The following is a 26,582-nucleotide window of genomic DNA, read 5'->3' as shown; positions in this document are numbered from 1 at the left end:
CCCGTGATCCTCTCAATTCCATTTGCTCGGAGTGTCCGAGAACAGCCGCTGTAGCTGCCTGACAACACCTGTCGAAACCTCGCCGTGGTGCTCAACAAGCGAGAAGCTTTGGCTACCGTCTGCTGGCCCCCACACTTCATGGCTTCCCGTCTGTCGCTTGAAATCCCAGCCCTTCGAGCGGAGAAACTTCGTCACATCGCGGTACTTCTGCGGCTTGGTCACAACTCTATGCTACTCCCCCCTAGCGGTGCAATGCAATACCCCCCTAGCAAACAATAGGGGGTATTTGTGTGCACCTGACTACTGGCAGCTGTCGCACTGTAAATCGTCCATCGGATCCACCGGCACGATGTACTCCCCCTCTGGCGCCGGGTGGGCCTCTGCGGCTTGCTGGTCCCTGATGCTTTCCCAGTAGGTGCGTTGCGCGGCGAAGTCATCCAGTGCGGCGTGTTGTTCGGCGTACCATTCCGGCCCCAGCGGGTTGCGACCATGCCCAACCGTGAAGCCGTGACCGCTGAGGATCCGGAGACGGAAACGAATCCTCCGGGCGCACGTCTCGATGTGGCGGGCAACGGTCGCCGGATCAGTAGCGAGGTCAGCGGCCCGGTCACGTTCAGTTGTCATCGTCACGCCCCTCACTTGCTCGCCCGTACGGTGCAAAGATTCACGTGATGGAGGATCGCCTGAGCAATACTTTCGGGGCTGTAAATGTAGTCGTGGTAATGCCCGTTTGCGTAGATCGAGGCGGGTAACACTGCCCCGGCGACCTTCTCGCCCTCGGCGGTGAAGAGCACGAGGTCTTTGTGGTCGCTGTCGGTGCTGATGATCTTTTGTGCAGCTGCGTACCCGGCGGCGGTGTAGTCGCGTTGAGTGTTGATCCCGTCGCACGAGTACCGGATCTCGCGGGGCATCTGATCCCCCTGACCGGCGACGAGCACGGTTCCGGCGTCGTCGTAACCGTCGGTCATGCTGTTGAACTTCCGACCCTCAAAACGGGTAGTGATCGCGTCAACTTCGCGAGTTGTGGGGCCGTCATCCCATTGGACACGCATCCACGCGGACGCGGTGCCGGAGCTCATCCGCACGCTGAACTTCACACCAGGAAATGCGCTCTTCAATGCCCCGCGAACCAACTTGGCGGTGTCCTTGGTACTGATGTAATCGGTCATTTCTCTCTCCTCCAATTTTTTTGCCTTTCGGCGGTTCTTCCGCCCTCACGAAAGGGGTACCGGGGTCACGCCCCAAGGAACGGTTGGCAGGCAAGAAGTTGCGGAGGAGCGCAGCGGAGGAGTCACTTGTTGCCGAAACTGTGACGACGGCTTGACGCCGGGATCCCGCAGTGAATAATCCCCCAGACGAAAAGCAACACAGTTGCTCAAAAGACAGCACCGCGGAGCGGACAGAGAGCGCTCAGCTTCTGCCTCTTAGCTCTACCCGGTGATGTGCTGGCGGGTCATCCGCGCCTCATGGTGGGCCCATGCCGGCAGAGCTGCGAAAACCGGACGCCCGAGAGCTTGACCACAAAAGCAGCGATCGCGCCTGACCACCTCCGGGCTGCCACTGCACGAGTGCTCAACTCGCGCGACCGCAAATCGGGGATGATTGACGCATGAAGCCAAGTCAGAAGCGGACAGACCTTCAGCCGGAGGGTTCAGGGAAGTTTGATCCGCCTCGTCGAAAACGATTCCTAATGGCGGCCGGAATAGTTATTGTCTTGCTGGGCGCCGGCGCATCGATTGGTTGGGCAAGCGCTCGGGTTTTAACGCCGTTAAAGAATCCGATTGCCACGGAGAAATATGCTTTAGCACGGGTAACTCGCGGCGAAGTGGGATTCAGCATTGCGCTCAACGTTGCCGCCCAATGGAGTTCTACGAACGTCGGCACGAATCTCGCCGGCGGAACGGTGACAACCGTCAGCGCTGAGCCAGGACAAACCCTCTCGACCGGCGCAACTTTATACACCGTCAACCTCCGACCTACTGTGCTAGCTCAAGGAGAGATACCCGCGTTCGAACCACTAACGCTCGGTGCAAGAGGAGAAGACGTCGCACAGCTTCAACGCTTTCTGGCCACCCTGGGAACTTACGCGGGCTCCCCCAAGGGCATCTTCGATCGCACGACCTTGTCGGCCGTGAAAGTCTGGCAGAAGTCGCTTGGGGTGGCAGTGGATGGCATTGTCCGTCCGGGCGACGTTATATACGTTCCATCACTACCCGCACGAATTACGCTCGATCCAACGAAAGTGTTTCGTGGCGCTCAGCTTTCAGGGGGTGAGCAAGTAGTTGCCGCGCTTTCCTCGACGCCCGCCTTTTCGTTGGCAGTTTCCGCGGAACAGTCCTCGCTAATTCCGAAGGGAACGCAAGTGGAAATTTCGAGTGGCGCCGCATCGTGGAAAGCGATCGTCGGAGAACAAACAGTCGACGCCGACGGAGGTGTAACTCTGATCCTAGGCGGCGAAGGGAACAGCAGCATTTGCTTGGATCAATGCGATCAAGTCCCCACGGTGGGTCGGACGCTACTTCCTTCGAAAGTAATCACTACAAAGACCGTCGAAGGACTTGTGGTGCCAACGTCTGCCCTCACGTCCGACGCGGCGGGCAAAGTCTTTGTTGTTAGCGACGATGGGGTTCGTCACTCAGCAAAGCTTCTCGCCACGGCGGGAGGCATGTCTGCGATTTCAGGACCACCAGAAGGTCTAAGAGTGAGAGTGCCAGCGACAACGGATCGTACAAAATAGTGTCATTGGTTAGCGTGCGTGGGCTGGAATTTGGGTACGGGCAAGGGTCGAGCGTTCTGAGCGATTGGAATGGGGATTTTTTCGCAGGAGAAATTATCGCAATAACTGGTCCGTCTGGCAGAGGAAAATCCACGCTCTTGTACATTCTCGGACTGATGATAAAACCCCGGTCGGGGGTCGTGTTGGTGGATGGTCGAGCAGCCAGCGAGCTGAAAGATGCGGAGCGTGCGCGGTTGCGAGCATTTCTGTTTGGCTTCGTATTTCAGGACGCAGCGTTGGACCCTACGCGTACTGTGCTGGACAACGTGATCGAATCATCGATGTACCGACAAGAGTCCCTGTCACGTTCAAAAGTTCGTGCGCTGGAACTGATGGAACAATTCGGAGTCGCATTGCGCGCAAGCCACAAACCCGGTCAGGTGTCCGGGGGCCAGGCGCAGCGGATCGCTCTATGTAGGGCGCTCCTGAACGATCCGAAAATCATCCTCGCCGATGAGCCCACTGGGAATCTCGACGCTGTTTCTTCTGCCGTCGTGATGGAAGCCTTTCGAGGCCAGGCCAATTCGGGTTCAACGGTTATCGTCGCGACTCATGATCCGAACCTCGTGGCACAGTGCGATCGGAGAATTGAAATATGAGTCTTTATCGACGAAGTATCGCGATCGTCTACGAAGCGCTCCTGGTTGTTCGAAGCCAGGCAGCCATGTCCTTCGTGACGATTGTGATTATCGCCGCGATGTGTAGCACTATTCTTCTCACTGCCGGAAAGGCGGCCGGCGCCGAAAATGCGGTGATTGGCACGCTCGATTCGGCCGGTACAAAGACGATCCTTGTGCGAGCGGACCCTGGGGCTGGAATTAGTCCCCGAGTACTTGGCGACATTGCTCGACTGGAGGGAATCGACTGGTTCGGGGCAGTTGGCCCTGCGAATGACGCGTCGAATGTCTCGATCCGCGGGGGGACTAAGGTGCCGACGCGACTTGCGTGGGGCGATGACTGGCAACGTCTCCTACCCCGAGGATCCCTGGCCCTACCCGGAAGTGCGTTTGCCTCCTCAGAAGCACTAACGCAACTCGGAATGTCCGAAAAAACGGGTGGGGTAGAAACCGAAACGGGAAGCAGCTTCAGCGTGGTCAACAGCGTTGCAGTTCCGTCGTTTCTCAAATTTTTGGAACCACTCGCATTTGTTCCGCGTGATTTGAATAATGTCGAGAGCGGACAAGAAATTAGCGTCCTAGTAGTGGTGGCGTCCCGGCCTGGCAGCGTCGGCGCCGTCGAGTCAGCGATTCGCCCGCTGATCGAGGGAGCGGCACCGGCAAAAATTCATATCTCAACAAGCGCTGGCCTCGCCGCTCTGAGAAATATCGTGCAATCACAACTTGGGGGGTTCGGCCGAAACCTCGTTTCAGCCGTCTTGGTCATAACTGGGTTCCTCGTCGCCATAGTCCAATATGGGTTCGTCATGTTAAGGCGGAAGGATTTTGGCAGAAGAAGGGCACTCGGAGCCACCCGGAGTCTTATTGTTTTGCTCTTGCTCATACAGACTGCGCTACTTAGCTCGGTGGGGATCATCGTAGGCAGCAGTTTTGCTATCAGCGCGCTGGTTGCGACCAAGGATCCACTACCGACGTTCGATTTTATTGCGGCAATAGGAATCCTGGCCTTAGCCACCGGGATTATTGGCTCGCTGGCGCCGGCGTTCATAGCGGCGCGGAGAGACCCGTTAAAAGAATTGCGGGTGCCGTAGCACCCGCAATTCCTTTTACGTTCCTATGTTTCGCAGGTGTGTCCAGTGTTCGAAATGGAGGTGGGGTAACTGAACCAGTAATAACCTGCATGGTACGGGGTCACCAAATAGTGCGTTCCGCTCCCATAGCTCACTCCTGTTCCGGCGGATCGATCGGAATACGGGCTCGCGTAGAGGTTATTAGTACCGCTTCCAAAGGTCCCGTGCGTCACTAAGATTCGCGTTGTTCCACAAGTCCCATATGAGTTCCCCGTAGTCGCCGCGAAGGCTGGAGCTGTCCCACCGATTGCTGCCGCGAGCGCAAGGGTCCCAGCGATGAGGGCTATATTCTTCCTTTTCAACATCCCTTTTTTTCCCATCATTTCTTCCAATAAAATGCCTAGTATGGGTCAGTGTAGACTGAGCTGTCTACTCTTAGTAGCAAATTAATTTAAGTTGAATAGGTCAATGTTAAAAATTAGGGTTCTGGCATCGGTCGCTCTGTTGGGAGTTGCACTCACCACAGCCGGCTGTTCACAAGCCCCAGGCATCGACTCCAAATGGGCTACCGCTTATAGAGCCTTAGACCAAACCTCGCTTTATGATGCGGCGCAAAAGACGGCCGATTGTTTGAGCGAAGCGGGATACCCCGGGTTTACCGCGTTGCCAGACGGGGGTTTGAAGCATCCGTCTTTTACGGCTGATCAGCTCACAGCAACGCAGGCGGCCATCACTCAGTGTGTTGATAAGTTCGATCCATTTATGAGTGGAAAGACCCCGCCGTTGTCGCCTGGTCAGATCGTTCAGATGTACCACCTCGAGGTGGAGGCCTACAAGTGCCTGACCCGGCTGCATTACGCACTAAAGCCGCCGCCGAGCGAACAGGTCTACTCGGATCACTACGGTACCGCGGAGGCGTGGGGGGCTTGGTCCCAGCTGGGCGGGCAAGTGGACAGTCAAGCAAAGGCAGCGAAGGCGACAAAGACATGTCCAGATCCCCTCTGGTTCTCTGCCGGAATAAAGTAACGCCATACCATCCATCTGGGGTATACCCCAATCAGGCGTAAAGCATGACCCTATCCGCGTGTTCAACTAGGGTCCGTTTCGGTTTGTTGGACGCTGGTTCCGGGGTCAGCTCACGAAACGGAATAAATAACACGCTAAGCCGATGCTGTGGGCCTGAATAGCGCAGTTGGGGCGGTGTTCCGATTTAGCGGTCGGTAGCGGGAATCCACCGGTAAAGAGTCGGGATCGAAACGCCGACGTTGTGGGCCACATCGGCGGCGGAAGTGCCTCGGGCAAGCAGCTGCCTCGCGGCGGCAATCTTCCGGTCGGTCATGAGGCGTTTGCGACCGGGAGGGCGTCCGTTCTTCCGGGCGGCTTCCAGCCCCGCGCGGGTGCGTTCGATGGTGAGTTCTCGTTCCATCTGCGCGAGGGAGGCCATGACGTGGAAGAAGAACCGCCCGGCTGGGGTCGTGGTGTCGATCTGGTCAGTGAGCGATCGGAACCCGATCCCGGCGTGCTCGAGCTGGTCGGTGAACGCGATCAGGTTCTTCACGGAACGGCCCAGGCGGTCGAGTTTCCAGACGACGAGTGTGTCGCCGTCGCGGAGATGCTCGAGGGCTTGATCCAAGCCTGGCCGGGAGGCTTTGGCGCCGCTGATGGTGGGGCAGCTCGTGAATTCGGAGAAAATCCGACGCTAAGGATTTGTGGTGTCGAGTAACGATCGTTTGAGGACGGGTCGACAGGTTTATCGGAATTGCTGTTCACAAGATGCTTAAACTACTGTCCAATAATTCGCCCGAAATCAGCTTTGCCCAAACCTTCTACTACCGACAGGGCTTTTAACACCGTTTTCGGCAGAGGCGCGCTGATCCAGGTTTTTCATAGGTCCCCACAAGAGCGGACTGTGATGATTCGTCATACCCGCAATGATGTGAGTGAGAGAATTTCTCTCACTAAGACAAGGGGTGTCAGATGTTGAAAAGGAAGTTAGCGACGGTGCTAATCACCGCCACACTTGCGCTTGGAGGCGTCGTCGGAGGCGCCAGCGCTGCGTTCGCCGGCCAGCCCGATGGCTGCGATGTATATCCGGGTGTCCCGCACCTGTCGGGCGTGAACATCACCGGGTCCGGTTCGGGGTCGTGCCTTACGGCGAAGACCTTCGCGTTCGTGTACGAGGTCCACAAGAGCTTCGGTGTCACGAACCCGACGGTTCTGCGTTCGCAGACCGCTTCGAAGACCGCCACGAGTTGGTCAACGTCCGCGACGGGATGCGACACGCAGCCGGGTTACGCGTCGCAGAAGTTCTTCGGCCAGGCGCAGTTCTACGGCCAGGAATACAAGACCACCGGCAACTCAGGCAACCTGAGCTCCTGCCACACTTGATCCAACACGTATCGGCGACAGGGTTATCGGTGGCCTATCGGGGAAAGAAGACCCCAGCCATCGACAACCTTTCCGTTGGGTTCGGCGACGGAGTGACCTCCGTTGTCGGGCCCAACGGGTCCGGCAAGTCCACTCTCTTCAGGTCGCTCGTGACCTTGCAACGTCGCTACGCCGGCCAACTGTCGGTGCTGGGTCACGACCTCCACGACACGTCCAGCCTCCTGGAAGTGCGACGCCGCATCGGGTACCTCCCGCAGGATTTTGACTTCACACCGTCGTTCACCGTTCACGAGTTCGTGTCGTACGTCGCCTGGCTCAAACGCGTCTCAAATCCGGCTAACGCGATCAACGAAGCCATCGCCGCCGTCGGCCTGACAGAACAACGCGACGTTCGCCTGGGTCGCCTATCTGGCGGAATGCGCCGCCGCGCTGGCATCGCACAAGCGATCGTCAACAGCCCCGAGCTGCTACTTCTCGATGAACCAACAGCCGGCCTAGACCCCGAGCAGCGGATCAACTTTCGCCAGCTCATTCGCGATCTGGGAACAGTTCGTGGCGTCATCACCAGCACTCATCTCATCGAAGATGTCCGCGCAGCTTCAAACCACGTCATCGTGCTCAGCCTTGGCCGACTGGCCTTCAATGGATCCGTCGATGACCTCGAGCTCCGGGCCCGCGAAGGAAGCGTCGGAGACACCCCCTTGGAGCGCGCTTACACCGAGGTCTTGAAAAACGGGTCGGGGGCCGACCTGTGATTTCGCTCCACCTCCGCCGCTCTCTGTTTGTCATCGGCGCGCCGGTCCTGGCGATCCTCGGATCGCTGGTCGCGATTTATGGTTCCTTTCCTCGACTCGGCTACTGGCCCGATGCAGCAGGAGCATTGTTCGCCTCGGCGAGTATCCTTGCCCCCTTTGTCGCGGGCGCTTCAGCGTGGGACGGATTACGGGAGCGCCGGCATCGCGGTGCCCCACTGCTCATGACCGCCGCGAGACACTGGTCTGATGTCTTTCGACCTCAGATGATCGCCGATCTACTGTGGGCGGTCGCAATCTTCGTGGTTGTGCTCGTGGCGGAGTCCATTCGCACAGTCTTGGCTGGTGGCGCAGGAGCCCCGACGCCCGTCCTCTGGCTCGTTGCATTAGCCGTTGTTGCGGGCTTTTCCGCCCTTGGCTCAGTTCTTGCCGCCGTGATCCGTCACTGGGTGGCAGTGCCGATCGCTGCAACCCTCGGCGTGGTCGCCTACGCGCTGAGCGCCGTTCGCGTAGACCAATTCTTCCTACCGGGCCTGAATCCTCTGGACGGCTACGTCTCGATCGACTACAACCTGCCGAACACCGCGATGTTTCTCGGTCAGGCTCTCGTGGCGATTGCTGCGCCAGCTCTTCTTGTCACAGGAATCACCCTCGCATCTCGCGATAACCGTCTTTTCGCCACATGCGGAGCAGCGCTGAGTGTGGCCGTCTTAGCGCTCGGACTCGGCATCGTGGCCGGACAGCAAGCTCGCTACAGCGTGCAAGAGCCAATGAGCCAAGCCGGCGAAATCACAATAACCGGTGGAAAGCCTCTCCTTACCGTCAAGATACTTCCCCAGTACAAACCCATCAGCCAAGACCTGCTCAGACGATGGAGCCGCCTGGCGGCGATCACCAGCAAAAGCCCCCTGGCGTTCGATCACCTCGAACAAGTTCCCGACAACCATGGTGACGCCGCGCCGAGATTCGGCCGCCTCTACCTCAACCCGTCCTCGACAGACCCAGCGGAAGATTCAATTCAAAGCGCGCTAACCGACATCGACATCTGTTCCACCAAAAGCGACTCCACCCAGCAAGGGATCAGCAACGATATCGCGGTCAACTTCTGGCTGCAGGACGTCCGTAGCCAACAAGGGACAACCATCGGCATCGCCCAAACTAGGGACAACATCAACTACCTCTTCAACTTGTCGCCCGCCGAGGGCCGTGAGTGGTTCGCAAAACACGCGCGCGAGTATACGAGCTGCACTCTCTCCAACACAGACTTCCAGTAGTGCTGAGCTATCTACGGAGCCGCACCTTCGGGTGGACAATCCTCGCCGTCGTGATCATCGACTTACTTCTTGGCGCATTTGCGACTCCGGCGATCGTGATCACCCACGGAAACGACGTCTCGGAAATTCCTTTACTGGTCATCTTCCAGTTCCTGCCCGTGGCCTTCTGCCTTTACGGCCTGGGCACAAGCGGAGCAGGCATCGAGGCCACATCTGCGCGCCGAATCTGGATACTGCGATGCATCACCGCATTGACGTTGAGCTCACTCATGATCGGCCTCAGCGCGCTCGAGTCACTCCGGATAGGCGCCCCGGGGTCACTGGGCATCTTCGCCCCGGTCCGTGCAGAGATTGGCCTCATCGGCGTAGGTCTTCTGTCAACGATGATCCTCGATCGACGGATCGCCGGCATCGTGCCAATCGTCTTCGTGCTACTGCCGGTCGTCGTATTTCCGCGACCGGATCTTGGCGGACAATTTTGGGGCTTCGTAATGTTCGACACCAACTCAGCCGCATCCTGGACCGTGGCGATCGCACTCTGGTTCATGGGGATGGTGGGCTACACCGCTTTCTTCCGGGAGGCGCGGCTGGCGAAATAGCGCTGACCTTCGGCTGGGCTATGACTCGCGCGGGGGGTCGGACTGAGGAGCACTTCAATCTGGACGTTCGTGCCGCTCTCGTCGTCCGTCTGCCACATGCGGATGCGCAGGTGGCCGGTAACGATCGTTCGCGAGACACTCCCGCCTTCGCGTCGTCAGCCGCGTCGCTGCGAGGGCAGCGGTGTAACGGTTGTCGTGTATCCGCCTATGTCACGCTTTCCCCTGTCTCTGATACGGTTCAGTTATGCGGGTGGGTTATGGGCGGGTATCGACACGGGATCAGCATGTTGACGGGCAGCGTGACGCGCTCTCGGCGGCAGGGTGTGAGGTCGTGTTCGTAGATTCCGCGTCGGGCAAGCTTGCCTCCCGCCCCGGGCTTGAAAAGGCGCTGCTATCAGCGAACCGGGCAGGCGATCGGGACTGCCCCCGGTTTGGTTGACTCTTGACCTGTGGAGATTCGTCTCCGCTGGAAGGATGTCACCATGCCCAAGCCCTACCCGCCCGAGTTCCGCCGCGATGTTGTCGCGGTCGCTCGCAAGCACGAAGCCCCGCTGAACCAGATCGCGAAGGACTTCGGAATTTCGGAGTCGTGTCTGGCGTACTGGCTGAAGAAAGCCGACGTCGAAGAGGGGGTGAAGCCTGGCGTGACGGAGAAGGAGTCGGCTGAGCTGCGGGAGGCGCGGAAACGGATCCGGCTGCTGGAGCAGGAAGCCGAGGTAATGCGCCGCGCCGTCGCCTACCTCTCCCGGGATGTCAACCCAAAATGATGTACCCGCTGGTCCGCGAACTGGCCGTCGACGGAGTCCCCGTCACGGTGACCTGCCGGGTATTGCGCTTCTCCAAACAAGCCTTCTATCAGTGGCTCCGAAACCCCGTCTCGCAACGTGATTGGGACGACGCTCACCTGACCAACGCGGCGTGGGACGCCCACCGGGACGACCCCGCGTTCGGCTACCGGTTCATCAGCGACGAACTCAACCAGGCTGGCCTGAAGGCGGGCGAGAACCGGGTTTGGCGGCTCTGCTCCCAGCAGCGGCTCTGGTCCGTGTTCGCGAAGAAACGCGGCCTGAGGGGCAAAGCCGGCCCGCCCGTGCATGACGACCATGTCCAGCGGAACTTCACCGCGACACGCCCTAACCAGCTGTGGTTGACGGACATCACCGAGCATCGCACCGACGAAGGCAAAATCTACCTCTGCGCGATCAAGGACGTGTGGTCGAACAAGATCGTCGGCTACTCCATCGACTCCCGAATGAAAGCATCCCTGGCGGTCGCTGCGGCCCGCAACGCAATCGGGCAACGCGACATCGCCGGCACGATTCTGCACTCCGACCGCGGCTCTCAATTCCGCTCCAACGCCTTCGTGCGGGTGTTGAAGAACAACGCCATCACCGGGTCGATGGGCCGCGTCGGCGCATGCGGCGACAACGCCGCGATGGAGTCCTTCTTCGCCCTCCTGCAAAAGAACGTCCTCGACCGGCAACGATGGGCCACGAGGGAAGAGCTACGCCTCGCGATCGTGGTCTGGATCGAGCGAACCTACCATCGCAAGCGTCGGCAACGCCGCCTCGGCAAACTCACCCCGATCGAGTTTGAGACAATAAACATGGCCCTCAACGCCGCGTGAAACCACTAACCCACCGAGTCAACTGAACTCGGGGCAGTCCCGTTCGCCGGATTTTTGAGGGTTTTCGCGGGAACTTGAACGTCCTGAGCCAGTACGGGCTACGCGGATGTCGAAGTTCGCGGAACGTCCGGGTACTGGCCGCAGGGGATGTCGCTCTCGGATGTCGAGGTCTTTGGTGGCGGGTTCGTGGAGCGCACTCGATGGCCTGGATGAGCTGGTCCGAGAGTTCGCCATCGAACGCTTTGATGTCGCTGAAGACCTGCGATGTGCGTTCGTGGGCGTTTCACCTTCACCGCAGGAAAATTTGACAGTTGCAATAAGCGCAAGATAACGTAAGTTTTGTGAAACCTTTGGTGCCGGTGCTCGCCCCGCTCCTGCGGTCTGACACGCAGGGCCGGCTTCTAGCGGAACTCTACCTGCACCCCGACGAGGAGCGCACGGCGACTGAGCTGGCCCGCCGGGCCGACACGACCCTGCCAAATGCCTCCCGGGAGCTGAGCCGGATGGTCGATGCCGGATTTCTGCTCGCCCGCGCCTCGGGCCGCAACCGTTACATACGGGTCAACGAGCTACACCCGCTGTACCGGCCGGTGTCGGAGATCGTCCGCTACGCCTACGGTCCGCTCGCCGTCCTCGGACCCCTGCTGGCAGCGGTGCCGGGAGTGGAGGAGGCCTACGTCTACGGCTCCTGGGCGGCGCGGCTGTCCGGCGAGTCGGGGCCGAATCCGGAGGATATCGACGTGCTCGTTATCGGCGACGCTGTCGATGCCACCGCGCTGGATGATGCCGCCGAGGTCGCCCGGAAGGCGCTCGGCCGGGAGGTGAATCCGCGCGTCGTCACCCGCCGGGCGTGGCAGAGACGGGAAGACCTGTTCCTGCGGCACCTGCATGAGCGGCCCCTGATCGCGATCCCAATCGAGGCGGACAAGCCATGATCCTTCGCTGGGAGCAGGGCCGGGCTCTCATCGATGGACTGCTCGCCGACAACCGGCTGCAACGCGTGCCGGCGAACGCCGAGCTCGCGCACTCGTATCTCGACCAGTCGCGCGCGCATCTCGACGTGTCCGAGGCGAACGTCGAGCGCGACCCGATCGGCTCGTTCCAGCTCGCCTACGATGCGGCCCGGAAGGCCTTGGCTTCCCTGCTGCTGATGCAGGGCTTGCGCCCGACGTCGTCCGGCGGCCATATCGCCGTCTACGACGCCGTGCTGGCACAGTTCGGCACCGGCGTCATGATCGAGACCATCCGGCCTTTCGCCTCGATGCGGCGCCTGCGCAACACGACCGAGTATCCCTCGCTCGACCAGCCGGTGGCGACCGATGACGACGCCCGCCGTGCGCAGGCCCAGGCGCGGACGATGCTCGCGATGAGCGAACGGCTGATCGACCAGCTTCCCGTCTACTGACCACCGCCGGCTCGTCGGCGCACATGTGGCGTATGACCCGGCATCCCAGGCAGGACAAGACGACCCGACCCATCCGCAGCACCGCTACGCAGCGCAACGAGCCTCATGGAGTCTCCGGTTCACACGGCCGATCATGCGTCGATGCCACCGACTAACCGTCATCCACAGTGACGGCTAGTCATCGGACGCCAGGACGCTGAGGAACCTGTAGCGGCAAGGGAAATGGCACATTACCCCTTAAAACCGAACGGAGAACTTCGACGCGTGGAGACTTCCATAAGTCCTTGATTGCCTAAATAGATCGCCCCGGCCGTCCCGTACCGCTGAGCCAACGAGTCGCGGTGGTCCGCGCGCACCTGTGAGGCATGCGCATCTGGCCGAACACCACCGCAGAGCGGCTCACCCGGTCGTCCGGCGGCGTTGCTACTCGGCGGGTTGCCGTGGCCTGGTCATGACGGGCGAGCGGGAACGCACGCAGGCGCGCGCGAAGGCACGGGGGTGGCAACAGCGTTGGCGGGCGGCAAACCCGGAGCTGATCAAGCACTATCGGCAGAGGGAGAGGGAACGGCGTGCTGAATATCAGGCTGCTAACCCGGAGAAGGTCCGTCAAGATAGGCGCGACTACGAGCAACGCCGGCGGGAACGTCTCAAGGCGGAGGAAACGTGGCAAACCAAGAATCGGCAGCGTGCGAGGGATTGGGCCGCAGCCAATCCTGAGCGGGCGCGCGCTAAGCGGGAGGCATGGAGTGAACAGCACCCGGAGCGACTGCGGGAACTGCAGCGCAATTACTACCAGCGCAACTCCGAGGAGCGAAAGCGAGCGGCCCGCGAACAGAACCTGCGACGTCGGAAGGATCCTGTGCAGCGTGAACGCGAACGCGAATACCAGGCGGCACGCAGCGACGTTCGAAACGCAGGACAAAGGGTTCGCCGCGCTGATCCGGAAGTTCGCGACAAGCTCAACCAGGAGCAGAACGAACGCCGCCGACGTGAACGCCGCCGACGACAGCTGGGTCTCCCGCCGCGTCCTCCGCATCGTGCCACCATCAAGGAGCGTGAAGCGAACGCGGCAGCAGCCAGCGCCTTCTTCTCCCGACGACACAGCCCAGCCGAGGTGAGAGCGCTTCTCCAAAAGCAGGCGGAGGTGCGGGCGGCGGCGTCCCTCACCTCGGACGCTTTCTGGGCTTCGGAACTCGCAGCCCAAATCCGAGCGGACGCGAGGCTACCTACCCGAATCGCTGCACTGACAAACCAAATGCTTGCAACGGACGAGGGTGCCCGACTGCGGGAGGAGGTCCGATTGGACTCCGTCGCGCGCACCCAGCGAGGCACACAGCCCTACGCGAGCCTGGAGGCGGAGGCACGGCGTCGTGCGCTGGCGGCACTAACCATCCCGCGCTCGGCGGTCCGAAACGCCAACGCCAGCCCCGCTACAACTAAGCGAAAGTTCGGAACGTTCGGTGCCGGGCAGCGTGGGGTGAGAGCCGTTCAGCCCAGTCGCGGCTTTCCGGCGATATGAGGGTCCCCACATCTTCGGTCCCGCGACCGACTTGGTCTTCCTGCGCCTGGAGTGAGGCGGATCGCGAGCGGTCTCGGGGAACACCGCGCTCCTTCGAGAAACATACGACCGCCTTTTCGCAACCCGGGAGCACAGTGCAACAGTTTTGGGCCCACCAGTCAGTCCCCCACATCGTCCTCACCATCAGGAAGGATGGCACGGTCCACTCAACCCTCGATGGTGATTTGTTCCTGGCTGGTCCGCTCGGGCGGAACCTGATCCGCGAGTTGGTCGGCTGCATCGCTGAACAGCACGGAGATCCGATTCGCCTTGAGGTGCGCGAAGGCGACCGTGCCGTCGATGTGCAGGAAATGATTGGTGAAGGATTCCTGCCGGGCGAGAACGTCGCCATCGCCGTAATTCTCGGGGAGCGCCGAGCAGCAACAGACGGACACCTTAATGTCATGCTCGAGCAGATCCCTGGGACAACCGATGTGATCCTGTTCGGGACGAGCTCTGGCACTCTGGTCCGCGGGGGCACCTGGTGAGCGGACAGCAGGGTCGACCCGTCAACGACCAGCTGTTGAACCTCGGGTTAGGTGCCCTCGGCGGAGGTGTCGCATTCGCTCTCATCCTGCGGGGTGCTGGCACGGCCACGGCATTGCTGACCGGGCTGCCGGCCCCGACCGGAGGGACAGGTTCCGGCCTAGGGGTGTTTGCCCATCCCCTCAAGCCCGGGATCCCTCTTGGTGTTCACGGGTTGAACTGGGTCCTGTATTGGGCACTCGTCACCGTGATCTTCACCGTCGTCATCGTCCCGACGGTGTGGGTGGTTGCGAAGGTCCGCACTAATCGCAGCAAGACTGATCCACGGAAGCTGGAAGGCACGGCCACCACAGCGGAAATACGCCGGCTCGCCTCGGCCGGGCAGCTCGTCAAATTGGCACCAACAGTTCGGCCGTCGGTGGCGCAGCCGACCGCAAAGGATGTCGGCTACCTTCTGGGGACCGCGCGCGGTCAACAGGTGTGGGCGACCGTTGAGGATTCCATCCTTCTGATCGGGCCGCCACGCAGCGGAAAAGGGTTGCACATCGTCATCAACGCGATCCTCGACGCGCCCGGCGCGGTGATCAGCACCAGCACCAGACCCGACAACCTCACCGCCACCCTCACCGCCCGCCAACGACTCGGACCGGTTGCGGTGTTCGATCCGCAGCAACTTGCCCCGGGACTGCCGGTCGGATTGCGGTGGTCCCCGGTGCGGGGATGCCAGGACCCGTTGACCGCGATGATCCGAGCGACCGGACTCGCCGCCGGCACCGGGCTGGGTGGTAACCAGGTCGAGAATGGGTCGTTCTGGGAAGGCAAAACCCGGGCAGCCATCCAATCGCTGCTGCACGCGGCCGCCCTCGACGGTCGGGACGCCCGCACCGTCTACCAGTGGGCGCTCAGCCCCGCAGCAGCGGGGGACGCGGTGCGGATCCTGCAAACCGACCCCGGTGCGGCATACGGGTGGGCGGACTCCCTGGACTCGATGATCCAATCCGACCCGAGAACCCGAGACTCGATCTGGCAAGGCGTCGGACTTGCCTTCCAGGCTCTCGCCGACCCCCGCGTCCTGGCCGCCGTCACCCCCGATGACGGTAAAGAATTCGACCCAGCCGACTTCCTCACCCGCCGCGGCACCCTCTACCTGCTCGCCACAGGGGCCGGAGCCGGCGCATCCGCTGGCCTCGTCGCAGCGTTCATCGAAGACCTAGTCGAAACGGCGCGGAAGCTTGCCGCCCGCTCCCCCGGCGCCCGCCTCGACCCACCGCTCCTGATGGCACTGGATGAGATCGGAAACCTCGCACCCCTCCCCTCCCCTCCCTGCCCACATTGATGGCAGAAGGAGGCGGCACCGGAATTACCACCATGCCCGTCCTGCAGTCGTTGGCGCAGGCGCGGGAGAAATGGGGCGACAACAACGCAAACGCCATCTGGGACGCCTCGATCGTCAAAATCATTCTCGGCGGCGCCTCCAACAGCCGCGACCTCCAAGACCTCTCCACCCTCATCGGCGACCGCGATGAACAAACCAGCTCCGTCTCAACCGACCAGTACGGCGGCTACTCCTCCCAGCGCTCCCTGCGCCGTGTCCCGGTCATGCCACCCAACGTGCTGCGAACCTTGCCGTTCGGAATCAGCGTGACCATGCTGCGGACGGCACGCCCCATCATCACCGACCTCCGCCCCTGGACCGCCCGGCGGGATGCCCGTCAACTTCAGACCGAACGGTCCAACCTCGAAGAGCAACTCCGAACACCCTGACCGACAACCCGAAGCCTCGGTTCCCGCCATGGGATCCGTGGCGCACCTCTCCTGTGTCGAGCACTGCCGTGACGGGGAGTCGGAGAGGAAGCGGGATGTCGGATTCAGATCAGTCAGGTTCCTCTCGCGACGAGCGAATTGCTCAGCTGCACGAACAGTTAGTTGCCGCGGTCGATGGTTTGGTGTCCAGCGATGACTGGCGTCGAGCGATGGAATTCGCTGCCCGGTTCCGGGGCCGATCCTTCGGTAACACCCTGCTGATCTTTGTACAGCATTCCGCCGCATACGAGGCCGGGCGGGTACCCGAGCCGATGCCCTCGTATGTGGCCGGGTTCAGACAGTGGCAGCAACTCGGCCGGGCCGTCGCCAAAGGACAGTCCGGGTACATGATTCAGGCCCCGGTGACGGCCCGGTTCGCCACCACAACACCCCAGATTGCGGAATCGTGGCGACGACTCAGTCGAGCGGAGAAACCGCGGCTTGGGGAGGTTGTCCGCTCCCGGATGATCGGCGTGAAGCCGGCCTACGTGTGGGACTTATCCCAAACCGCAGGCGACCCCGTCCCGGAACGCCCGTCGGCCGTGCTGTTGCGCGGGGCCGCGCCGGACGGGTTGTGGGAGGGGTTGGCTTCCCAACTTCACGATCACGGTTTCAGGATCCAACAGGTCTTGGACGAACGGGCCATCCGCGGGGCGAACGGGCTCACCGATTACACCAGCCAGACCGTGTCAGTGCGCGGCAACATGGACGACGCCGCCCAAGTAAAAACCCTCGCCCACGAACTGGCCCATGTGATGCTGCACGGCCCCGACAACCTCGACGCCACAGCCCACCGCGGCATCGGTGAGGTCGAGGCCGAATCGGTGGCGATGATGATCGGTGCCGCCCACAACCTCGACACCAGCAGCTACACCATCCCCTACGTCAGCTCCTGGGCCAGTTCTGTGGAAGGCAAAACCCCAGCCGAGGTGGTACAGGCAACCGGGGAACGCGTCCGCGCGGCCGCCGTCTGCATCCTGGACAACCTAACCACCGCGCAGATCGGAGACGGCGACCCGCCAGGACTGGTCCGAGGAGCACCCTCAGCCCAGCAGTCGGTGCGCCCACCGGTGCCCTTCCACCGTGTGACCTCTCTCCGGCAGGGCAACGCATCGTCGGGGATGCCTGCGCTGTGAACGGAATTGTCCCCATCCTTGCGGAGGTCGCCGCCTTGCCGTTGCCGCAGTCGGCTGCCCGCTATGCCGCGGAAGGGGTGCCCGTGTTTCCGTGCGTACCTGGCGAGAAACGGCCGCTCACCGCCCACGGTTTTCACGACGCCACAACCAACCTGCGAACTGTGCGCGCTTGGTGGGACAAGTGGCCGACGGCGAACATCGGAATCCCCACCGGAGCTTCCTCCGGGATCGACGTGGTCGATATCGACCGGCGTCCGGAACACTCCGGGTTCGCCGCGTTCGAACGAGCACGTCGCTCCAGGATCACCGCCCGCTGGGAAGCGCTGATCCGCACCCCCTCGGGTGGCATCCACGCCTACTACCCCACCGACGTCGATCACCCGCAGCAGTCCTGGCAAGCACCCTCCGCACACATCGACTTTCGCGGCGTCGGCGGCTACATCCTCGCCCCACCCTCAATTGCTGGGACCGCATCAAACGCGCACGAGTATACGGTGATCGCGACAGCGAACCAGCAAGGGGCAGCCATCAATGCTGGCGCGCTCCGCTCATTCCTCGAGCCGCTCCCCGCCGCACCACCTCGTCCGCGCCGTCTCCAACCGGTCAACATTGAAGGACTGGCTGCCTGGGTTGCGGGCCGCGGTGAGGGTGAGCGGAACAGAGCCCTGTTCTGGGCGGCATGCCGCGCCGCTGAAACCGGGACTCAACCTGACCAGCTGCATGCGGTCCTCGGTGCGGCGGCCGAGAAGGCGGGACTCACCGCACGGGAGGCCGCGACAACGATCCGGTCCGCCCTCCGCGTCACCGCCGGCCGAAATACACTCACCGCGCCAGCCCGCCCCCACCACATTCCACCGAAACGACGGGACAACGGGCCGCTCGGGCTATGAGCCAAACGGAACACCAGCAAGCCATCGAGCCCACCATCGGACGCGAGGGGGCGACCGGAACCCGTTTGTGGCGCGGCCATCGCTCCTTACCTGTGGCAAGCCATGAGGCCGCGTCGTTTCATAAACATATTGAAGGAGCAGTCCCATGACTATCCGCACCCAACAGTCCCTCTCCGGCTTTATCGTCACCGACCCCGAACTGACCATGACCAGCAAAGGAGAGGCCCGCTTATACGTCAAGGTCGGGCAGGAACACTTTCAACGCAACGACGACGGGTCCTTCACTCAACTCGAGTCCAGCTTCCACAACCTCGTCCAATATCGCAAAGCCGCCGAACGCTCCTACGAGCACTTCCAGAAAGGCGACAAGTTCATCGCCGAAGGATACGTCCACGAATACGACCACGAGGTCGACGGGCAGGTCCAGGCAGGAGAAGAGTTCGTGGCCAAGAAAATGGGTCACGATGCCGCACGCCAGAGCTACAACGTGAACCGCAAAGCACCCGTCGGCAGTGCCGCAGGCCCGGAGAGCATCGCGGCCAGCGGACTTGCCGGAGAACTCCCCGCCACGACCGCACCAACCCCTGTGTCGGCACGGGCTGCTGCTGCCCGTGGCAGTTCGGAGCGGCGCGAACAGCTCGCCGACATCAGCACGAAACACCCCCACCGGAGCGCACCCGCGCAATCAAACGCTCTATCCCTGTAAGGAAAGAGCCCGACTTGCTGGTGGCGGCCGAGGCCAAACCTTGACACCCTTCCCCCCGCTACCAGCACCCCATTTCCCGGACGTAAGCATCGAGGGCATGACCATGGATGACCACCCCACACTTCCTATCGATGTGCCGGAATTGGACGAGCCCGAAGCAGGGGATGACGAATTCGCTGGCGCGTCCGAGGAAGAACTGTTCAGACCAGAACCTCCGCACCCGGTCAACTGGAACGTGCTCACGGCGGAGGAAGCGGTCCAAGAGTGGTTCGCCCTCGACGGCTGGGTGAATTGGCTGCGTCGCAGCTACGGTCTCCCAGTCACCATCATCCCCCCGTACTGGCACCGACACCCAGAACTGGTCTGGGAACTCGCCGCGCTCCACCTCCACTGGCTCGGCGCATACGACCCGGAACAGGAAGGCTCAGCCCCCGTGGCATGGCACGCCGACTTCGCGGCCGCCCGCGAACGACTCCGAGACTGGACAGCAATCGCCGGCACCAAACTCGACAGCGACCGCCCTACCCGCCAAACAACCTGGCCCGGAGAGACGCCAGCCGCCATCCAGGAAGAGCTTGCGATCATTAACCGCGAGGAAGACTTCGCCCAGTTTATGAAAGACGACTTCGCCGCTCGAAGAGCAGCGGAAGAGACATTCTTTAAAGATGCGGCGGTAAAACCGGTTCTTTGAGTTACAAAGGTGGGCGACTCCTCCCCGGGCACCGCATGAATCACTGCCGATCGCCGATCGAGGAGCAGGTGGTTCTGGTCGAACCAGTGCACCCAGCCAGGTTCGCGAAGACCGCAACGAGCGCGACAGGGCCAGTCAGCTTCCTAACAACCCGTCGAGAACGCCGACCGTGATGGGGTCGACTTGTTCGGCGCTGACGACGTAGCTGGTCCGGGTGATTTGCTCGCTCGCGTGCCCAAGCAGCCGGGACGCGAGCGTTAGCCCCACCGCGCGCTCCACAAGGGTGGCGGTGGTGCGGCGATAGATGTGAGTGCTGTAATGCCCCACCTCCACGTCGAGCTTTTCCAGTTCCTCGAAGTTGTCGTCGATGAAGGACCGAAGCAGCCGTTCATAGTTGCTGACGCTGATCGGGTTCCCATTCTTCGTGGCGAACAGCAGCGCGTCCTTGCTTGATTCCGCCAGTGCGAGTCGACGGCGCACCGCGGCGGCAGCCAGCGCCGGAAGTGACACCCGGCGGCGCTGACGGGTGCGTTTGGGCGAGTCCTTCCGGGTGATCCCGTGTTCCTTCGTCTGCACGATGGTGCCGTTGATGAGGAGTGTCGGCGGGGCCGTGGTCATGTCCACATCGCACCGGCGCAGCCCGATGCACTCCCCCACGCGGGCGGAGGTTCCGAGCATGATGTCCATGCCGTCGATGAGTGCCCGGTAGTCCGGGCGTGGCCCGTTCGTGGGTGTCTCCCGCCAGTGCTGCATCAGTTCACGAATGCCGACGATCTGCGCCGGGATGAGGATTGAGGTCTTCTTCTCGCCCAAGGGCAGCCGCTGCACATCCCGGACAGGGTTGTAGCGGATGGCATCGTCACGCACCGCGTATCCGCAGATCTGTCCCAACACAACGCGGGCTCGACGGGCGGCGGAGACGCTGCGTTGCAGCATGATCGCCTGGATGATTCGGTCGCATCTCCCCACGGTCAACGCGTCGAGGGTGATCCCGCCGCACTGCGGCAGCAGGACGCACCGCACGACGGTCTCGTAGGACTCGTAGGTGGAGAACGTAAGTGACCCGGCGATCGCTCGGGCGCGCACCTGCTCCAGCCAGGACGCCCCGACCTCGGCGATCGTGTTCGCCCCGGTGACCCCCGCGAACGTCGACGTACTCAGCGCCTCTACCTTGCGCTGGAGCGCGAGCCGCGCGGCATCCTCGGTGTCGGCTACGACCACGAGTTGATGCAGCTTTCCCGCGTCGTCCCGCGCCCGCGCTCGGGCACGGTAGCTGCCCGCGGCAAGGCGGGTGATCTGAATCGCGCCGAACTCGCCGGCGCGGATGCGGGGCCTACCCATGACGGCGCCCCTTCACCCAGGCGAGCAGTTCACCCTGCTCGTACCGCACATGCCGCCCAAGCTTCACCCAGGACGGACCCGACCTGGTCAGCCGCCAGCTCTCCACCGTGCGGACCGGCAACCTCAGAAGCTCTGCAACCTGGCTCTGCGTGAGGAACACCGGCGTCTGAGACTGCGAATCATCCATACAGGTCAGGTACGTGAGACAGACCCGCGCCTGCCAGGAGCGTCCGGTACTTCCCCGCATCTGCCAGCAGAGAAGGCCTCGAACAGGCCCTGTGGGAGGGTTTTTGGTAAGGAATCTGGCTATCGACACCAGATTGGGGTGACCGGAGGTCAGGGCGAATGGGCTGTTTAGCCGCGGTTTCTCGCCGAATTTAGTGCTGGGGTACCTGGACTCGAACCAAGAACAAAAGAATCAGAATCTTCCGTGTTGCCAATTACACCATACCCCACCGCACTCCGGACGAACCCGAGCCGACTAGTCACTCTAACCTACCGGCAGGGGGTCGCCCAAATGCTGGGCCGAGCTCCCGGCGAGGCGTGACAGAATTCGTTCGAACCTCCCGCAGATCTCCCCGCTTCGCTGAATCGAGCCCGCCACGCCTTCCCCCCTCACCTTCCTCACCACGTGGCGATTCGACGCCGTGTCCGTGGGGGTCATCGTGCTGGCCGCAGCCCTCTACGCCGCGGGCGTGCTGGCACTGCGTCGGCGGGCAGTGCCGTGGCCGCGCATCCGCACCGTCTGGTTCATCGCACTGGGGCTCGGCTCGTTCGCCGTCGTGAATCTGGGCTTTCTCGGCGCCTGGAGCATGGACCTCCGCTGGGCCTTCACGACCAGGATCGCGCTCCTGCTCTTCGCCGTTCCCGGCCTGCTGAGCCTCGGCGCGCCCGTCGCGCTGGCGAGGCTGGTACTCACCGGCGGCTCACTCGAACGGATGGATGCCGTGATGCGCTCCTGGCCGGTACGGCTGGCGGGCAATGCGGTATTCGCTCCCCTGTTCGCGCTGGTGGCCTTCTCGGTGTTCCTCACTCCACTGGCGGGCGGCCTGCGCGAGAATGCGTTCGCGGGTGCTGCGCTCACGGTGGCGGTGCCCCTGGTGGGCCTCCTCATGGTGCTGCCGATCGTGGAGAACACCACGCAGCGCACGAGCTTTTTCATCACCGTGGAGTTTCTTTTCGTGTTCGTCGAGCTGGTGGTCGACGCGATTCCGGGCATCCTGCTGCGCTTGAACAACCAGGTGCTCGACGGTGTCGGCCAGGTGACCGGATCACTGCCCGCCTGGTTCCCCTCGGCGTATCACGACCAGCATCTCTCGGGCGACCTGCTGTGGTTCATCGCGGAGGTCGCGGATGTGCCGGTGCTGATCCTCATGTTCCTGCGCTGGTCGCGCGTCGACCGGTCTGAGGCGAAGGCGCTGGACGCGCTGACCGACGAAGAGATGGACGCTCTCACCCGGGAGCACCTGCGGGGTCCGCGCGAGTAGACGCGCCTGTCGAGCAGTGAGCGCCGGTGAGCACATCGAGATCCTGCACGCGACGTACGCTTCTCGTGACTCGCGCGAGCGGCCTACTCGACCAGCGAGGCAGCCAGGCGGGAAAGTCGCGCGAGCGTCGATTCCTTGCCGAGCAGCTGCATCGACTCGAAGAGCGGAGGACTGATCCGCTTGCCCGAGAGCGCAGTGCGCAGGGGGCCGAAGGCGATCCGAGGCTTGAGACCGCCGCCGTCGATCAACTCCGCACGCAGCACCCGCTCGATCTCAGCGTGAGACCAGTCGTTCAGCTGTTCGAGCGCACCGACCGCGGCATCGAGGATCTCGGCCGAGCCCGCCGGGGGCGTCGCGTCCGCGTCCACCTCGATGGAATCATCCGCGGCGAAGAAGAATCCGAGCAGCGCCGGTGCCTCGCCGAGCAGCTGCATGCGCTCCTGCACGAGCGGGCCGGCCTCACGCAAGATCGCCTGCTCAGTGCCCGTGGGCGGATCGGAGACGAGCCCGTTCAGGTAGGGAAGAAGGCGCTCCACGAACACCTCCGGAGCGAGCAGACGAATGTGGTCGCCGTTGATCGACTCCGCCTTCTTCAGGTCGAAGCGGGCCGGATTGGGATTCACGTCCGTGATGTCGAAGGCGGCGACCATCTCGTCCATGCTGAAGACATCGCGGTCGTGGCTCAGCGACCAGCCGAGGAGCGAGAGGTAGTTGAGCAGGCCCTCGGGGATGAAACCACGTTCGCGGTGGTGGAACAGGTTCGACTCCGGATCCCGTTTGGAGAGCTTCTTGTTGCCCTCCCCCATGACGTAGGGCATGTGACCGAAGCGCGGGATGGCGCTCGCCACTCCGATCTCGATGAGTGCGTGATAGAGCGCGATCTGCCGCGGCGTCGACGACAGCAGGTCCTCACCGCGCAGCACGTGGGTGATGCCCATCAGCGCATCGTCCACCGGGTTCACGAAGGTGTAGAGCGGGGCACCGTTGGGTCGAACGACCACGAAGTCGACGAACGACCCGGCGGGGAACGTGATCTCGCCACGGACCAGATCGTCGAACGAGAGCTCGGTATCCGGCACCCGCAGGCGCAGGGCCGGCGAGCGACCCTCGGCGCGATAAGCGGCCTTTGCTTCCTCGCTCAAATCGCGTTCGAAGTTGTCGTAGCCCTGTTTAGGATCGCGCCCGTTCTGGATGTTGCGGGCCTCGATCTCCTCCGCCGTGGCGAAGCTCTCATAGAGGTGCCCGCTCGCGCGAAGTCGCTCGATCAGGTCCGCGTAGATCTCGCCGCGCTGGGACTGGCGGTATGGCTCGTTCGGGCCGCCGACCCCCACTCCCTCATCCCACTCGATGTTGAGCCAGCTGAGCGCATCCAGAAGCTGCAGGTAGCTCTCCTCGCTATCGCGCGCGGCATCCGTGTCCTCGATGCGGAACACGAGCTTGCCGCCGGTGTGGCGGGCGTAGGCCCAGTTGAAGAGGGCCGTGCGGATGAGCCCCACGTGCGGGGTTCCGGTGGGCGAAGGGCAGAAACGGACGCGGACGTCGGCTCCGGTGGCTGTGTTGAAGGAGGGTGACATGGCGCGTCAATCCTACCGGGGAGTGGTTTTGCTCCAGCGAGTGTTGTCACACGCCGGAATCGGTGCCGGATGCGTCAGCGCGCGCGGTCCCACGCCCGACGACTGAGAACGATTCCGATCACGATGGAGGCGATGATAGTGCCGCCGAGCGCGACCAGGGTGAGGGCGTGCCACACCGCGAAGTCGGATCCGACGAGCGCGAGGAGGCCGAACAACACCAGTCCGACGGCCGCGGGAGCGGTGGTCGCGATGAGCTTCTCGCGACGGGTCCACAGAGGCGATGCCCACAGCAGCATGATGCCCGCCACCCAACCGGCAAGCGGCACTACCAGCCCGCCGAATTCGAGGAGCACTGTGGTCACGACGACATACCAGCGTTTTTCGGATGCCCGGGGTGGGGCGAGGCGCGGGGTCGCCGATGTCGGGACAGCCTGGTTCGCGGCCGTCTGAGTCGCGGCTGGCAGGTTCGCTGTCGGCACCTCGGCGCCCGCACGGGCCTCTGCGGCGATGAACGCGGGATCGCCGAGGGAATCGATGCGGGAGGCGGCGGACGCGGCATCCAGGCCTTGCAGCTCCTCCGCGATACCGGCCACGATGCCCTGCCGCACCTCCGCGGGCACATCGGCCAGCTCGCGGTCGAGGTCGGCGAGGTAGCCGCTCACCAGTTGGGGGGTCTCGGCTTCTGTCATGGGGTGTCCTCTCCGACGAGTTCCTGAACGGTGCGGGCGAACGGTCCCCACTGCTCACGGAAGGCAGCGAGCTGGAGATGTCCGGTTTCGGTGACGCGGTAATAGCGACGGGAGGGGCCGGCGTCCGATTGTCGATCGAATCCGCTGACGAGACCCTGGGTGCGCAGCCGACCGAGGATCGGGTAGAGCGTGCCGATGCTGGCGATCAGCCCTCGGGAGACGAGGGCCTCAGAGAGCTGCCAGCCATACGTGGGCTCCGCGGCCAGCAGCCCCAGGATGCAGTATTCGACCACTCCCTTGCGGAGCTGCGCACCCACATCCACTGTCATGCATCACACGCTAGCTTGTCTCGCACACTAGTGCAAATGGCCCGACGGCTCTTCCGACCGCCGGGAGCGCTCCCGCCGGCCATTCCTGATGAACGGAAACCCTGCACCGAATCACGAATCGCTGCTCAGGAGAGGAACACGGCGGCAAGGGCGAGGCCGAGGATGACGACCCACGACACGAGGCCGGCCGCGACCGCCCGCAGGCCAGAGCGCGCGAGCTGCTCGACGCGCAGCGAGGCGCCGATGCCGAAGAGCGCGGTAGCGAGGAGCGCGGACTGCACGACGTCCGCGATCGCCAGCACGGTATCCGGCAGCGGCACGAACGACCGAAGCAGAACGGCGACGAGGAATCCGATGATGAACAGCGGCACGATCGGCGGTCTCTTCGTGGAGGTGCGCGATGAGGCATCGGCCGCCGCGTCCCGCCGCCGGGTCTGGATCGACGCGATCGCGACCATGGGAGCGAGCATCAGTACCCGGGTGAGCTTGACGACCACCGCGACGGCGAGGGCCGCGGCACCCGCGGTCTGGGCGGTGGCGACCACCTGGCCGACGTCGTGCACGCTCGCTCCGACCCAGTGCCCGAACTGGCGGGCGTCGAGCTGGAACAGGGCAGCCAGCGCCGGCAGCACGACGATCGCCAGCGTGCCATACAGGGTGACGAGAGTGATCGGCGTGCCGGTGTCCTTCTCCGGGGACCGCCGAGCGGCAGCCATCGCGCCGACCGCCGACACCCCGCAGATGGAGAATCCCGCCGCCATGAGCACGGCCTGGTCACCCTCCAGCCGGAACGCGCGTCCGATCAGCCAGGTGATGACGAAGCTCACGACGACGAGCGCCACGATGGCGAGAATCGCGACCCAGCCGAGGCGGGCGATGTCGACGAGGCTGAGCTTGAGTCCGAGCACCACGATGCCGAGCCTCAGCAGCCGACGGCTCGCGACGGCAAGTCCGGGGGCGAGCGCACCGTCCAAGCCGGGACGGAATGGCGGGATCGAACCGACGATCACACCGAGGATGAGCGCGGCGGTGAGCCAGGGCAGGCCGGGGAGCAGCAGGTGCAGCCCGAAGCCGGCGGCCGCGCCTGCGGCCGCGAGGGCGAGTCCGGGGAGCCAGCGGAGGCGGGTCATGAGAGACGGGTCTCGATACGGGTCTCGATACGGGTCTCGATACGGTCGCGCAGCGAGCTACCCGACCCGCAGGTCACGGGGGAAGACACCGGTCGGGCGCGGCGGTGGCCGAGCGTGTTGGCGCCGCCGGTCGGGGGCAGGGGCGGATCCAGTGCAACACGACGCGAGCCTCGCACGGCGTGAGCCGGCGAGTTTCGCGCCTGAATCGCGCCAGCATCCCGTCGAGTCGGGACTGAATGCCACTCCGCTCCATC

27 protein-coding genes, 1 tRNA gene and 2 pseudogenes are annotated in these 26,582 nt (G+C 63.0%); 19 read left to right on the top strand and 11 right to left on the bottom strand.

What is annotated here, in order from left to right:
* Positions 1-12: 12 nt before the first annotated feature.
* The 3 genes from F1C58_RS03890 to F1C58_RS03880 all read right to left on the bottom strand — a co-directional run bounded on the left by F1C58_RS03890 (position 13) and on the right by F1C58_RS03880 (position 1,169).
* The gene (locus tag F1C58_RS03890) at positions 13-222 is read right to left on the bottom strand and encodes a type II toxin-antitoxin system HicA family toxin (protein ID WP_185202751.1); all 210 of its coding nucleotides are present in this window, start codon (positions 220-222) and stop codon (positions 13-15) included.
* 78 nt (positions 223-300) lie between these two features.
* On the bottom strand, positions 301-624 hold the full coding sequence (locus F1C58_RS03885) for a hypothetical protein (RefSeq protein ID WP_185204221.1): 324 nt from the start codon (positions 622-624) through the stop codon (positions 301-303).
* Positions 625-635: 11 nt separating this feature from the next.
* Positions 636-1,169, bottom strand: coding sequence for an LPD29 domain-containing protein (locus F1C58_RS03880; protein ID WP_185202749.1), 534 nt, complete (start codon positions 1,167-1,169; stop codon positions 636-638).
* A gap of 440 nt (positions 1,170-1,609) precedes the next feature.
* Between F1C58_RS03880 and F1C58_RS03875 the strand changes: the two genes are divergently transcribed.
* From F1C58_RS03875 to F1C58_RS03865, 3 genes are read left to right on the top strand one after another with little or no spacing between them, the layout of a single operon-like run.
* A complete protein-coding gene (locus F1C58_RS03875; RefSeq protein ID WP_185202748.1) occupies positions 1,610-2,737 on the top strand; it encodes a peptidoglycan-binding protein in 1,128 nt (375 codons plus the stop codon).
* The gene (locus F1C58_RS03870) at positions 2,737-3,375 is read left to right on the top strand and encodes an ABC transporter ATP-binding protein (protein WP_370543685.1); all 639 of its coding nucleotides are present in this window, start codon (positions 2,737-2,739) and stop codon (positions 3,373-3,375) included. Before F1C58_RS03875 ends, F1C58_RS03870 begins: the two co-directional genes overlap by 1 nt.
* Positions 3,372-4,484: an ABC transporter permease gene (locus tag F1C58_RS03865; RefSeq protein ID WP_185202746.1), complete on the top strand. Its 1,113-nt coding sequence runs from the start codon at positions 3,372-3,374 to the stop codon at positions 4,482-4,484. The genes F1C58_RS03870 and F1C58_RS03865 overlap by 4 nt, the downstream gene beginning before the upstream one ends.
* Before the next feature lie 1,189 nt (positions 4,485-5,673).
* On the opposite strand, the pseudogene F1C58_RS03860 reads toward F1C58_RS03865, so the two are convergent.
* A pseudogene (locus F1C58_RS03860) lies at positions 5,674-6,126 on the bottom strand (recombinase family protein); the annotation flags it as partial.
* Between the two features lie 314 nt (positions 6,127-6,440).
* Here F1C58_RS03860 and F1C58_RS03855 point away from each other — a divergent pair.
* From F1C58_RS03855 to F1C58_RS03785, 15 genes and pseudogenes are all read left to right on the top strand, one after another.
* The gene (locus F1C58_RS03855) at positions 6,441-6,851 is read left to right on the top strand and encodes a hypothetical protein (protein WP_185204220.1); all 411 of its coding nucleotides are present in this window, start codon (positions 6,441-6,443) and stop codon (positions 6,849-6,851) included.
* Positions 6,852-7,000: 149 nt separating this feature from the next.
* A complete protein-coding gene (locus F1C58_RS03850; RefSeq protein ID WP_370543684.1) occupies positions 7,001-7,606 on the top strand; it encodes an ATP-binding cassette domain-containing protein in 606 nt (201 codons plus the stop codon).
* Entirely contained in the window at positions 7,603-8,877 is a 1,275-nt protein-coding gene (locus tag F1C58_RS03845) for a hypothetical protein (RefSeq protein ID WP_185202743.1), read from the top strand. The genes F1C58_RS03850 and F1C58_RS03845 overlap by 4 nt, the downstream gene beginning before the upstream one ends.
* Positions 8,877-9,476 (top strand): hypothetical protein, encoded by a 600-nt coding sequence (locus tag F1C58_RS03840; protein ID WP_185202741.1) that lies wholly within the window; start codon positions 8,877-8,879, stop codon positions 9,474-9,476. The genes F1C58_RS03845 and F1C58_RS03840 overlap by 1 nt, the downstream gene beginning before the upstream one ends.
* Positions 9,477-9,720: 244 nt before the next feature.
* The gene (locus F1C58_RS03835; protein WP_185202739.1) at positions 9,721-9,915 is read left to right on the top strand and encodes a recombinase family protein; all 195 of its coding nucleotides are present in this window, start codon (positions 9,721-9,723) and stop codon (positions 9,913-9,915) included.
* 43 nt (positions 9,916-9,958) lie between these two features.
* A protein-coding gene (locus tag F1C58_RS03830; RefSeq protein WP_185200817.1) for an IS3 family transposase occupies positions 9,959-11,103 on the top strand; the annotation gives its coding sequence in 2 pieces (ribosomal slippage) (positions 9,959-10,238 and positions 10,238-11,103; 1,146 coding nt in all).
* Positions 11,104-11,444: 341 nt separating this feature from the next.
* Positions 11,445-12,038 carry a winged helix-turn-helix domain-containing protein gene (locus F1C58_RS03825; protein ID WP_185202737.1) on the top strand — a complete coding sequence of 198 codons (594 nt, stop codon included), beginning with the start codon at positions 11,445-11,447 and terminating at the stop codon, positions 12,036-12,038.
* Positions 12,035-12,508, top strand: coding sequence for a HEPN domain-containing protein (locus tag F1C58_RS03820; RefSeq protein WP_185202735.1), 474 nt, complete (start codon positions 12,035-12,037; stop codon positions 12,506-12,508). Before F1C58_RS03825 ends, F1C58_RS03820 begins: the two co-directional genes overlap by 4 nt.
* Positions 12,509-13,374: 866 nt before the next feature.
* Positions 13,375-13,626 (top strand): hypothetical protein, encoded by a 252-nt coding sequence (locus F1C58_RS03815; protein ID WP_185202733.1) that lies wholly within the window; start codon positions 13,375-13,377, stop codon positions 13,624-13,626.
* A gap of 535 nt (positions 13,627-14,161) precedes the next feature.
* Positions 14,162-14,554 carry a hypothetical protein gene (locus tag F1C58_RS03810; protein WP_185202731.1) on the top strand — a complete coding sequence of 131 codons (393 nt, stop codon included), beginning with the start codon at positions 14,162-14,164 and terminating at the stop codon, positions 14,552-14,554.
* Positions 14,551-16,316 (top strand): annotated as a pseudogene (locus tag F1C58_RS03805) (type IV secretory system conjugative DNA transfer family protein). Before F1C58_RS03810 ends, F1C58_RS03805 begins: the two are co-directional and overlap by 4 nt.
* 95 nt (positions 16,317-16,411) lie before the next feature.
* A complete protein-coding gene (locus F1C58_RS16880; protein WP_219732027.1) occupies positions 16,412-17,491 on the top strand; it encodes an ArdC family protein in 1,080 nt (359 codons plus the stop codon).
* A complete protein-coding gene (locus tag F1C58_RS03795; RefSeq protein ID WP_185202729.1) occupies positions 17,488-18,381 on the top strand; it encodes a bifunctional DNA primase/polymerase in 894 nt (297 codons plus the stop codon). Before F1C58_RS16880 ends, F1C58_RS03795 begins: the two co-directional genes overlap by 4 nt.
* A 145-nt stretch (positions 18,382-18,526) precedes the next feature.
* Positions 18,527-19,087 (top strand): single-stranded DNA-binding protein, encoded by a 561-nt coding sequence (locus tag F1C58_RS03790; protein WP_185202727.1) that lies wholly within the window; start codon positions 18,527-18,529, stop codon positions 19,085-19,087.
* Between the two features lie 103 nt (positions 19,088-19,190).
* Positions 19,191-19,778 carry a hypothetical protein gene (locus F1C58_RS03785; RefSeq protein ID WP_185203977.1) on the top strand — a complete coding sequence of 196 codons (588 nt, stop codon included), beginning with the start codon at positions 19,191-19,193 and terminating at the stop codon, positions 19,776-19,778.
* Between the two features lie 135 nt (positions 19,779-19,913).
* Here F1C58_RS03785 and F1C58_RS03780 read toward each other — a convergent pair whose 3' ends face one another.
* The 3 genes from F1C58_RS03780 to F1C58_RS03770 all read right to left on the bottom strand — a co-directional run bounded on the left by F1C58_RS03780 (position 19,914) and on the right by F1C58_RS03770 (position 21,574).
* Complete coding sequence (locus tag F1C58_RS03780) at positions 19,914-21,119, bottom strand: tyrosine-type recombinase/integrase (RefSeq protein WP_185202725.1); 1,206 nt, start codon at positions 21,117-21,119, stop codon at positions 19,914-19,916.
* Entirely contained in the window at positions 21,112-21,306 is a 195-nt protein-coding gene (locus F1C58_RS03775) for an AlpA family transcriptional regulator (RefSeq protein ID WP_185202723.1), read from the bottom strand. Before F1C58_RS03775 ends, F1C58_RS03780 begins: the two co-directional genes overlap by 8 nt.
* 196 nt (positions 21,307-21,502) lie before the next feature.
* A tRNA-Gln gene (locus F1C58_RS03770) sits at positions 21,503-21,574 on the bottom strand.
* 192 nt (positions 21,575-21,766) lie between these two features.
* On the opposite strand from F1C58_RS03770, the gene F1C58_RS03765 reads away from it, so the two are divergent.
* Positions 21,767-22,606 (top strand): cytochrome c oxidase assembly protein, encoded by an 840-nt coding sequence (locus F1C58_RS03765; RefSeq protein WP_255461248.1) that lies wholly within the window; start codon positions 21,767-21,769, stop codon positions 22,604-22,606.
* An 83-nt stretch (positions 22,607-22,689) separates the two neighbouring features.
* Here the strand turns inward: F1C58_RS03765 and gltX are convergent, their stop codons facing one another.
* The 4 genes from gltX to F1C58_RS03745 all read right to left on the bottom strand — a co-directional run bounded on the left by gltX (position 22,690) and on the right by F1C58_RS03745 (position 26,328).
* The gene (gene gltX, locus F1C58_RS03760) at positions 22,690-24,180 is read right to left on the bottom strand and encodes a glutamate--tRNA ligase (protein WP_185202721.1); all 1,491 of its coding nucleotides are present in this window, start codon (positions 24,178-24,180) and stop codon (positions 22,690-22,692) included.
* Positions 24,181-24,254: 74 nt separating this feature from the next.
* On the bottom strand, positions 24,255-24,869 hold the full coding sequence (locus tag F1C58_RS03755; RefSeq protein ID WP_185202719.1) for a hypothetical protein: 615 nt from the start codon (positions 24,867-24,869) through the stop codon (positions 24,255-24,257).
* The gene (locus tag F1C58_RS03750; RefSeq protein WP_185202718.1) at positions 24,866-25,198 is read right to left on the bottom strand and encodes a PadR family transcriptional regulator; all 333 of its coding nucleotides are present in this window, start codon (positions 25,196-25,198) and stop codon (positions 24,866-24,868) included. The genes F1C58_RS03755 and F1C58_RS03750 overlap by 4 nt, the downstream gene beginning before the upstream one ends.
* 125 nt (positions 25,199-25,323) lie before the next feature.
* On the bottom strand, positions 25,324-26,328 hold the full coding sequence (locus tag F1C58_RS03745; protein WP_185202716.1) for a YeiH family protein: 1,005 nt from the start codon (positions 26,326-26,328) through the stop codon (positions 25,324-25,326).
* Between the last annotated feature and the right edge of the window lie 254 nt (positions 26,329-26,582).

This window comes from Glaciihabitans sp. INWT7, assembly GCF_014217685.1.
Lineage (GTDB): Bacteria > Actinomycetota > Actinomycetes > Actinomycetales > Microbacteriaceae > Lacisediminihabitans.
Note: the sequence above shows the minus strand (reverse complement) of the source record. Positions and strands in the feature narration are given on the sequence as shown.

Coding starts and splice junctions, on each gene's coding strand:
- F1C58_RS03885 (WP_185204221.1), bottom strand. CDS start 624: ATGACAACTGAACGTGACCGGGCCGCTGACCTCGCTACTGATCCGGCG.
- F1C58_RS03880 (WP_185202749.1), bottom strand. CDS start 1,169: ATGACCGATTACATCAGTACCAAGGACACCGCCAAGTTGGTTCGCGGG.
- F1C58_RS03875 (WP_185202748.1), top strand. CDS start 1,610: ATGAAGCCAAGTCAGAAGCGGACAGACCTTCAGCCGGAGGGTTCAGGG.
- F1C58_RS03865 (WP_185202746.1), top strand. CDS start 3,372: ATGAGTCTTTATCGACGAAGTATCGCGATCGTCTACGAAGCGCTCCTG.
- F1C58_RS03855 (WP_185204220.1), top strand. CDS start 6,441: ATGTTGAAAAGGAAGTTAGCGACGGTGCTAATCACCGCCACACTTGCG.
- F1C58_RS03835 (WP_185202739.1), top strand. CDS start 9,721: ATGCGGGTGGGTTATGGGCGGGTATCGACACGGGATCAGCATGTTGAC.
- F1C58_RS03820 (WP_185202735.1), top strand. CDS start 12,035: ATGATCCTTCGCTGGGAGCAGGGCCGGGCTCTCATCGATGGACTGCTC.
- F1C58_RS16880 (WP_219732027.1), top strand. CDS start 16,412: ATGTCGGATTCAGATCAGTCAGGTTCCTCTCGCGACGAGCGAATTGCT.
- F1C58_RS03790 (WP_185202727.1), top strand. CDS start 18,527: ATGACTATCCGCACCCAACAGTCCCTCTCCGGCTTTATCGTCACCGAC.
- F1C58_RS03785 (WP_185203977.1), top strand. CDS start 19,191: ATGGATGACCACCCCACACTTCCTATCGATGTGCCGGAATTGGACGAG.
- F1C58_RS03780 (WP_185202725.1), bottom strand. CDS start 21,119: ATGGGTAGGCCCCGCATCCGCGCCGGCGAGTTCGGCGCGATTCAGATC.
- F1C58_RS03775 (WP_185202723.1), bottom strand. CDS start 21,306: ATGGATGATTCGCAGTCTCAGACGCCGGTGTTCCTCACGCAGAGCCAG.
- gltX (WP_185202721.1), bottom strand. CDS start 24,180: ATGTCACCCTCCTTCAACACAGCCACCGGAGCCGACGTCCGCGTCCGT.
- F1C58_RS03755 (WP_185202719.1), bottom strand. CDS start 24,869: ATGACAGAAGCCGAGACCCCCCAACTGGTGAGCGGCTACCTCGCCGAC.
- F1C58_RS03750 (WP_185202718.1), bottom strand. CDS start 25,198: ATGACAGTGGATGTGGGTGCGCAGCTCCGCAAGGGAGTGGTCGAATAC.
- F1C58_RS03745 (WP_185202716.1), bottom strand. CDS start 26,328: ATGACCCGCCTCCGCTGGCTCCCCGGACTCGCCCTCGCGGCCGCAGGC.